Below are 6,341 nucleotides of genomic sequence, written 5' to 3'. Positions count from 1 at the left end.
TCGCCTTCGCCACTGGTGTTCCTCCAAATCTCTACGCATTTCACCGCTACACTTGGAATTCCACTTTCCTCTTCTGCACTCAAGTCCCCCAGTTTCCAATGACCCTCCACGGTTGAGCCGTGGGCTTTCACATCAGACTTAAGGAACCACCTGCGCGCGCTTTACGCCCAATAATTCCGGACAACGCTTGCCACCTACGTATTACCGCGGCTGCTGGCACGTAGTTAGCCGTGGCTTTCTGGTTAGGTACCGTCAAGGTACCAGCAGTTACTCTGGTACTTGTTCTTCCCTAACAACAGAACTTTACGACCCGAAGGCCTTCTTCGTTCACGCGGCGTTGCTCCGTCAGACTTTCGTCCATTGCGGAAGATTCCCTACTGCTGCCTCCCGTAGGAGTCTGGGCCGTGTCTCAGTCCCAGTGTGGCCGATCACCCTCTCAGGTCGGCTACGCATCGTCGCCTTGGTGAGCCATTACCTCACCAACTAGCTAATGCGCCGCGGGCCCATCTATAAGTGACAGCGTAAACCGTCTTTCCATCTTCTCTCATGCGAGAAAAGAACGTATCCGGTATTAGCTCCGGTTTCCCGAAGTTATCCCAGTCTTATAGGCAGGTTGCCCACGTGTTACTCACCCGTCCGCCGCTAATCTCAGGGAGCAAGCTCCCGTCGATTCGCTCGACTTGCATGTATTAGGCACGCCGCCAGCGTTCGTCCTGAGCCAGGATCAAACTCTCCGAAGAAATGTTTGACTTGCTCATTTGCTTTTTGATAGTGTGTGCTCACTTAAAATTTAACGTTGGCGCTTTGTTTTGTTCAGTTTTCAAAGAGCAATTTTTTCGCCGTCTCTCTCTTAGCGACTTTAATATCTTAACATCTTATTACCACTTCGTCAACAACTTTTTTTAAAAAGTTTTTTTCATTCTTTTTCAAAAGCTATTACGTTGCAGCAACTTTTATAATATACCAGCGTATAAACCAATAGTCAATAGATTTTTTGAATATAATTCACATTTAAATATCATGACTGATTCCACTTGGATAAATTCGTTTTCCCCCTCATATACATCAGGCATTCCTCCTCGGTGCCCACCCTTTTAAACAGCCTGAAAAGAATATTATATTTCTCGTTTATAGCCCTTTTGACTAAGTGATCGATTCTGTCATCCTGCAAATCGAATAGTATTTCATCCATCTCCCTTTTTAAAAGGTACTCCAATTCCATCTTTTCCTTGTCATTAATCAATAAACCGAGCATGGTTCACACCTCCATCAGACAGCTTTCCCCATTCCCACTAATTTTATGAATTTTCAACTGATTTTTTGCATAACAACAATCCTCACGCATAAATTTGAAACAAGAGTACTTTGGACAAGGGGATGGATTAATGAAATTTTTCATGGTGCTTCAAGCCAAGAACATCAAATATTATTCGCTAATTTTGCTTACGGCACTTTTTACCGCTTGGTTTCTTTTTGTACAAAACATTCTACATGCCCCCGTTTTTTCTACAGAAGATGGGCCGAAAGCGGTTTATAAAGGGGAAAAGAATGTTTCGATCACGTTCAATATTGGCTGGGGTGATGAGAAAGCCGCTCCAATAATAGAGACATTAAAAAGAGAAAAGATTAAATCCGCCACTTTTTTCCTCGCGGGATCTTGGGCTGAACGTCATCCGGACATAGTAGCTGAAATTGTTAAAGAAGGATATGAAATCGGCATGCTTGGTTACGATTATAAGGATTATTCCGAAATGGAAGATCAAGAAATCATCCGGGATATTTCAAAAGCCCAGGAAGCATTTAAAAAACTTAATGTTAAGAATATAGAACTTTTACGTGCTCCCACCGGCCACTTTGATAAACGCCTCTTAAAGATCAGCGAGAATTTTGGATATACAGTTGTCCATTGGAGCATCGATTCAAAGGATTGGACCAATCCAGGTGTGGATCGGATCGTTCAGAACATCACCAAGGCACAGAAGGGTGATATCATCTTATTACATGCTTCAGATTCAGCAAAACAAACGAATAAGGCTTTACCGGAGTTAATAAGTGAACTTCGATCAAAAAATTTGAACTTCGTAAACGTTTCAGAGATGATTTCCAATTCATCAGCAAGCAGTGAGGAAATCCGCTGACTGAAAAAACTGCGCACTAATGGTCTTCATGAGCCTTTAGTACGCAGTTTTTTTGTTTTGACTTCCTTATGTATGGATCGACTTACAAATAGGTTAGCTGCCTTTACCCAGTTCTCCGGCTTTCATCTTTCCCTTTGCCGGAGTTTGCTTACTCCCTCTTTTACTGGCCAATTCCCTTTGTGAACGTTCAATCAATTTGCTCAGAACCAATAATTGATAAGCATTGCAGACTAGCAACGGAAACAGCATGAAGTAAAGCCAGCTTTCATCATTGGCACTTAGGACAGGTATCCACTCCAAAACGGTGACCACGACCATGAAAAATAAGGCCGGTATGAACGACTGTTTATTCGTTTGTTTCATTTTGAAATAAGCTGTAATGAGCCCTGCAGCCAATACAACCAATGCTAACACGATGTAGGAACTGATCCCCTCTCCTGAACCAAAGCTAAGATATCGCAGGTAAACAAGATCGAATACAACAAAAAGAATAAGTACAACTTGAACGGAGTTCCATAAGTAAGCGCTTTTAAATATCCCCAGACCAAAACGATGTATCGTTAAATAGGCAAAAAAGCCGGCTTGGCTTATGACACTGAAAATTAATCCAACACCGAATAACCAAATAAAAGTTGATAGGATGGCACTGATATCAAAAGAAGAAAAATAAGGCTTAAACTCACTCCATCGAGCCAAGAACCCTACAACCCCGCCCGTTACGCCACCTATAAGCAATGTTGTTAAAAACAATTTAACTAAATTACGGCTGTTCATTGTTTTCCTCCATACATTTCTATTTCATTTCCTTAATTGTACCAACCAAATTTGGAAAAATCCACTTATTCCACCAAGGAATAATATCGCCGATTGGAACCATATTAACAGTAAGAAGGATGAAAGGGGCCCTGCGTATGAGAGTGGGAGTTGCTTTGCTTTTCACGTCATTCTTACTCGTTTGTTCCGGTTGTGCTCAAAATGGAGCAGGCGCAGAAAAAATGGAATATGAAGAGACAAAGAAAATGGTCGTCGATATCTTGAAGACAGATGATGGAAAAAAAGCCATCCAGGATATCATCACTGATGATAAAACGAAAGCTGAACTTATTATGGATTCGGAAGACATTAAGAAATCCATTGAAGATATTGTCACTTCAGATAAAGGGAAGGAATTTTGGAAAAAGACATTTAATGATCCCGAATTTGCTTCCGCTTATGCTAAAGCATTAGAAGACGAACATAAAAAGGTATTGAAGGACTTAACTGCTGATCCTCAGTATCGTGGAATGCTCATGGAAATAATGAAAGAACCGGATATGGAAAAAGAAATGAATAAGTTATTAAAAACCAAGGAGATGCGGTCGGTCTATAAAGAGCTGATCCTTGAAACCATGGAAAGTCCCCTCCTTCAAGCGAAAATGCAAGAGAAATTGGATAAAGCGGCCAGTAAAGCGGTAGAGAAGGAGAAAAAGTAAAAAGAATGAAAAGAGGCTGATTCCAAACGGAATCAGCCTTCTTTTTCATTGTAGTTTTTCAATGACCTTTTTGGCAATATCTTCGTAAATCCTGCCGAGTCTATGGTCCGCTGCGTAAATGGATGGAGCAAAGTCCTCTTCGTTCCAATCTGGCTGTTGCAGGGGAAGTTGACCTAAAACTTCTGTACGAAGCTCTTCTGCAAGCTTCACGCCGCCGCCTTTTCCGAATACATACTCTTTTTCACCGGTCGTTTTACTTTCGAAGAATGACATATTCTCTATGACACCAATGACTTCGTGTTCTGTCTTGATGGCCATGGCACCTGCTCTTGCCGCAACGAAGGCTGCAGTCGGATGCGGTGTCGTAACGATGATTTCTTTACATGAAGGGAGCATCGTATGCACGTCCAAAGCAACATCGCCTGTACCCGGCGGTAAGTCAAGGACCAAATAGTCCAAATCTCCCCATTCCACTTCATTAAAGAAACTGTTAAGCATTTTCCCCAGCATCGGTCCTCTCCAGATGATCGGAGCGTTATCCTCTACAAAAAAGCCCATTGAGATCACTTGAACGCCAAAGCGTTCTACAGGAATGATTTTTTCCCCGCGAACAACCGGTCTTTTTGTTATCCCCATCATATCAGGTACGCTGAATCCATAAATATCGGCATCAACCAGTCCGACCTTTTTACCCAAACGAGCAAGTGAAGTAGCGAAATTCACTGAAATCGTGGATTTCCCCACTCCGCCTTTACCACTGGCGATCGCGATGAATTGTGTTTTGCTGTTAGGTCCAAGCAAACCATGGTCCGCTTCATCCTGAGGAATGCTTTCACGATGCTTGGCTAACTCCTCTTCTGAAAGCTCCGTGAAACGGATGCCCACCGATTCCGCCCCGTTCGTTTTCAGCAAGTCCACAACTTCCGATTGCATTTGCAATTGTTCGGCAGTCCCCGTTTTCGCAATCGCAAGTTTAACGCTTACATGATTCTTTTCAGGTTTTATTTTGATTTCTATAATTCCATTTGTCTCTTCAAGGTTTTTATGTAGAAAAGGGTCTTTAAGATCCTTTAATAAATTCAGTACTTTCTCTTCTGTTAACAAGTCGAGCACCCCTTTGAATTTTATTTTCCCATTTTTCAGTATAACATATTACGGAAAGAAAGCTTATTATCTGCCCCGCATGCGAAACCTGATGATTCTCCCCATAATAAAAAGGCCTTGTACCTTACAAGACCCAGACATCACTTTTCATCCGATAGTTTTTCTTCTGTAAAGTACCGTAAAATACCCATATAAATCGAACTGGCAACCTTTTCTTGATACTTATCACTGATAAGGCGTTCCCTTTCCTCGGAATTCGAAAGAAATCCAATTTCCACAAGAGCCCCCGGTTTCTTGGCATAGTTCATTAAATACACATGATTAATCGTTTTGGCATCGCGCTTTGTATTTTCCAGGTTTCTAATGATTTCAGTCTGAATGAATTTTGCCACCTGTTCATTTTCCTCAAACCTGTTTGTATAAAAGGTCTGGGCACCTTTCGATGACGCTGATGGAAAAGAGTTCAAATGAATGCTTAAGAATAAGTCCGCTTCCGAATCATTGATCATTTCAACCCGGTTCCGTAAGTCCTCCTGTTTTCGCTGGCGGATCCCCTTTGTATTTCCCTCTGCTAAATCTTCATCCTTCTCACGTGTCATGATGACAAGGGCACCCTGTTCCTGTAAATAGTCCCTGACCTTTAATGAAACGGAAAGGGCAATTTCCTTTTCCATAACCTCTTGTACATTTGCCCCGCCGTCCATTCCTCCGTGACCTGCATCCAAGATGATGACCTTACCTGCCAAAGGAAGGTTCCAGGAGTCCCAAGAATCATCTTCAACAAATTTAAACGTCACAATTAAAAAAAGGACAAACATTCCCATAGCAATCCCTGTATATTTCAGCTTTCTGCGCATGACCTTTCCCCTTCCATGGTCTCTCTACTAAAAAGTATGGGACAAACCATGAAATTAGAACAAGGAATGGGATTTTTGCCTTCTTAATGCAGTTTCATTTTATATCGCTTTTCCCCCGTCTTAAAGCCATCCAGCCACCAATCCCCAACAAACCCTTCACAACAATAAAACAAACCTTCATCGAAAGCGTTATTCGCTGTAACTTCCCGCCAATACAAAATAAAGTTAAAAAGAGTATCGACCAAAAACTTCTCTTCCTTCCAACACCTGGACCTTACATCTTCTTCCGACTCACCATAATAGCCAAACTTACTATAGTTCGCCCCTAATAAATAAGCCTCGATGGCGACATCAAAGTAGCCTTCCTCCAAAACATCCATCAGATCCTGTCCGAAGTAACGCTGAATCCTTCCCTTCATATCCTCGATAGAAAGTTCCCTGAGCAGCCTACGTTCGAACTTCAATTGCCTTTCCCTTTGCATCTCCTGTAAACCTAATATCACAGCCATAATTCACCTCCGGGGCAATTCCCCATTTCCCAAAATTATTTCCCAAGACATAATTTAGTTTTAGCGTTCTATTTTGAACCATTCATTTATTCCATTGGCAAAAAATAATGAGGATAGGTTCAGCAGGTAATTGAAAAAGGCATATCGATATGCAATATGATAAGAAACCTGTTAAAGTGCAGACTGCACAAGAAACTTAATGTTAGAAAATTGGAGTTTTCTCCCGTAACCCGCCACTCAGGCAGCTACCCGAGGCTGACC

The 6,341-nt window shown here is 42.0% G+C and carries 7 protein-coding genes and 1 rRNA gene (1 of these 8 cut by a window edge); 2 read left to right on the top strand and 6 right to left on the bottom strand.

The features are described 5' to 3' along the window. Together QNH43_RS00935 and QNH43_RS00930 are read right to left on the bottom strand one after the other, a co-directional pair. Positions 1–740: ribosomal RNA gene (locus QNH43_RS00935) — 16S ribosomal RNA — on the bottom strand (it extends 811 nt beyond the left edge of the window). A gap of 278 nt (positions 741–1,018) precedes the next feature. Then, positions 1,019–1,255 carry a hypothetical protein gene (locus QNH43_RS00930; RefSeq protein WP_283916499.1) on the bottom strand — a complete coding sequence of 79 codons (237 nt, stop codon included), beginning with the start codon at positions 1,253–1,255 and terminating at the stop codon, positions 1,019–1,021. Between the two features lie 130 nt (positions 1,256–1,385). Here QNH43_RS00930 and pdaB point away from each other — a divergent pair, with 130 nt between their 5' ends. Continuing rightward, on the top strand, positions 1,386–2,138 hold the full coding sequence (gene pdaB / locus QNH43_RS00925; RefSeq protein WP_283916498.1) for a polysaccharide deacetylase family sporulation protein PdaB: 753 nt from the start codon (positions 1,386–1,388) through the stop codon (positions 2,136–2,138). 93 nt (positions 2,139–2,231) lie between these two features. Here the strand turns inward: pdaB and QNH43_RS00920 are convergent, their stop codons facing one another. Further along, positions 2,232–2,912, bottom strand: coding sequence for a KinB-signaling pathway activation protein (locus QNH43_RS00920; RefSeq protein ID WP_283916497.1), 681 nt, complete (start codon positions 2,910–2,912; stop codon positions 2,232–2,234). A gap of 137 nt (positions 2,913–3,049) precedes the next feature. Between QNH43_RS00920 and gerD the strand changes: the two genes are divergently transcribed. Further along, complete coding sequence (gerD, locus tag QNH43_RS00915; protein ID WP_283916496.1) at positions 3,050–3,610, top strand: spore germination lipoprotein GerD; 561 nt, start codon at positions 3,050–3,052, stop codon at positions 3,608–3,610. Between the two features lie 45 nt (positions 3,611–3,655). Here the strand turns inward: gerD and QNH43_RS00910 are convergent, their stop codons facing one another. The 3 genes from QNH43_RS00910 to QNH43_RS00900 all read right to left on the bottom strand — a co-directional run bounded on the left by QNH43_RS00910 (position 3,656) and on the right by QNH43_RS00900 (position 6,080). After that, positions 3,656–4,714, bottom strand: coding sequence for an Mrp/NBP35 family ATP-binding protein (locus QNH43_RS00910; RefSeq protein ID WP_283916495.1), 1,059 nt, complete (start codon positions 4,712–4,714; stop codon positions 3,656–3,658). A gap of 140 nt (positions 4,715–4,854) precedes the next feature. Continuing rightward, entirely contained in the window at positions 4,855–5,571 is a 717-nt protein-coding gene (gene cwlD / locus QNH43_RS00905) for an N-acetylmuramoyl-L-alanine amidase CwlD (protein WP_283916494.1), read from the bottom strand. A gap of 83 nt (positions 5,572–5,654) precedes the next feature. Continuing rightward, positions 5,655–6,080: a DUF2521 family protein gene (locus QNH43_RS00900; protein ID WP_101225882.1), complete on the bottom strand. Its 426-nt coding sequence runs from the start codon at positions 6,078–6,080 to the stop codon at positions 5,655–5,657. Between the last annotated feature and the right edge of the window lie 261 nt (positions 6,081–6,341).

It is taken from the genome of Peribacillus simplex (genome assembly GCF_030123325.1).
Taxonomy (GTDB): domain Bacteria; phylum Bacillota; class Bacilli; order Bacillales; family DSM-1321; genus Peribacillus; species Peribacillus simplex_D.
The sequence above is the reverse complement of the archived record's forward strand: the minus strand, read 5'-3'. Positions and strand labels throughout refer to the sequence as shown.

What these genes read in the sequence shown, in the direction of transcription:
- cwlD (WP_283916494.1), bottom strand. Translation starts at nt 5,571, where the DNA reads ATGCGCAGAAAGCTGAAATATACAGGGATTGCTATGGGAATGTTTGTC.
- QNH43_RS00900 (WP_101225882.1), bottom strand. Translation starts at nt 6,080, where the DNA reads ATGGCTGTGATATTAGGTTTACAGGAGATGCAAAGGGAAAGGCAATTG.
- QNH43_RS00930 (WP_283916499.1), bottom strand. Translation starts at nt 1,255, where the DNA reads ATGCTCGGTTTATTGATTAATGACAAGGAAAAGATGGAATTGGAGTAC.
- pdaB (WP_283916498.1), top strand. Translation starts at nt 1,386, where the DNA reads ATGAAATTTTTCATGGTGCTTCAAGCCAAGAACATCAAATATTATTCG.
- QNH43_RS00920 (WP_283916497.1), bottom strand. Translation starts at nt 2,912, where the DNA reads ATGAACAGCCGTAATTTAGTTAAATTGTTTTTAACAACATTGCTTATA.
- gerD (WP_283916496.1), top strand. Translation starts at nt 3,050, where the DNA reads ATGAGAGTGGGAGTTGCTTTGCTTTTCACGTCATTCTTACTCGTTTGT.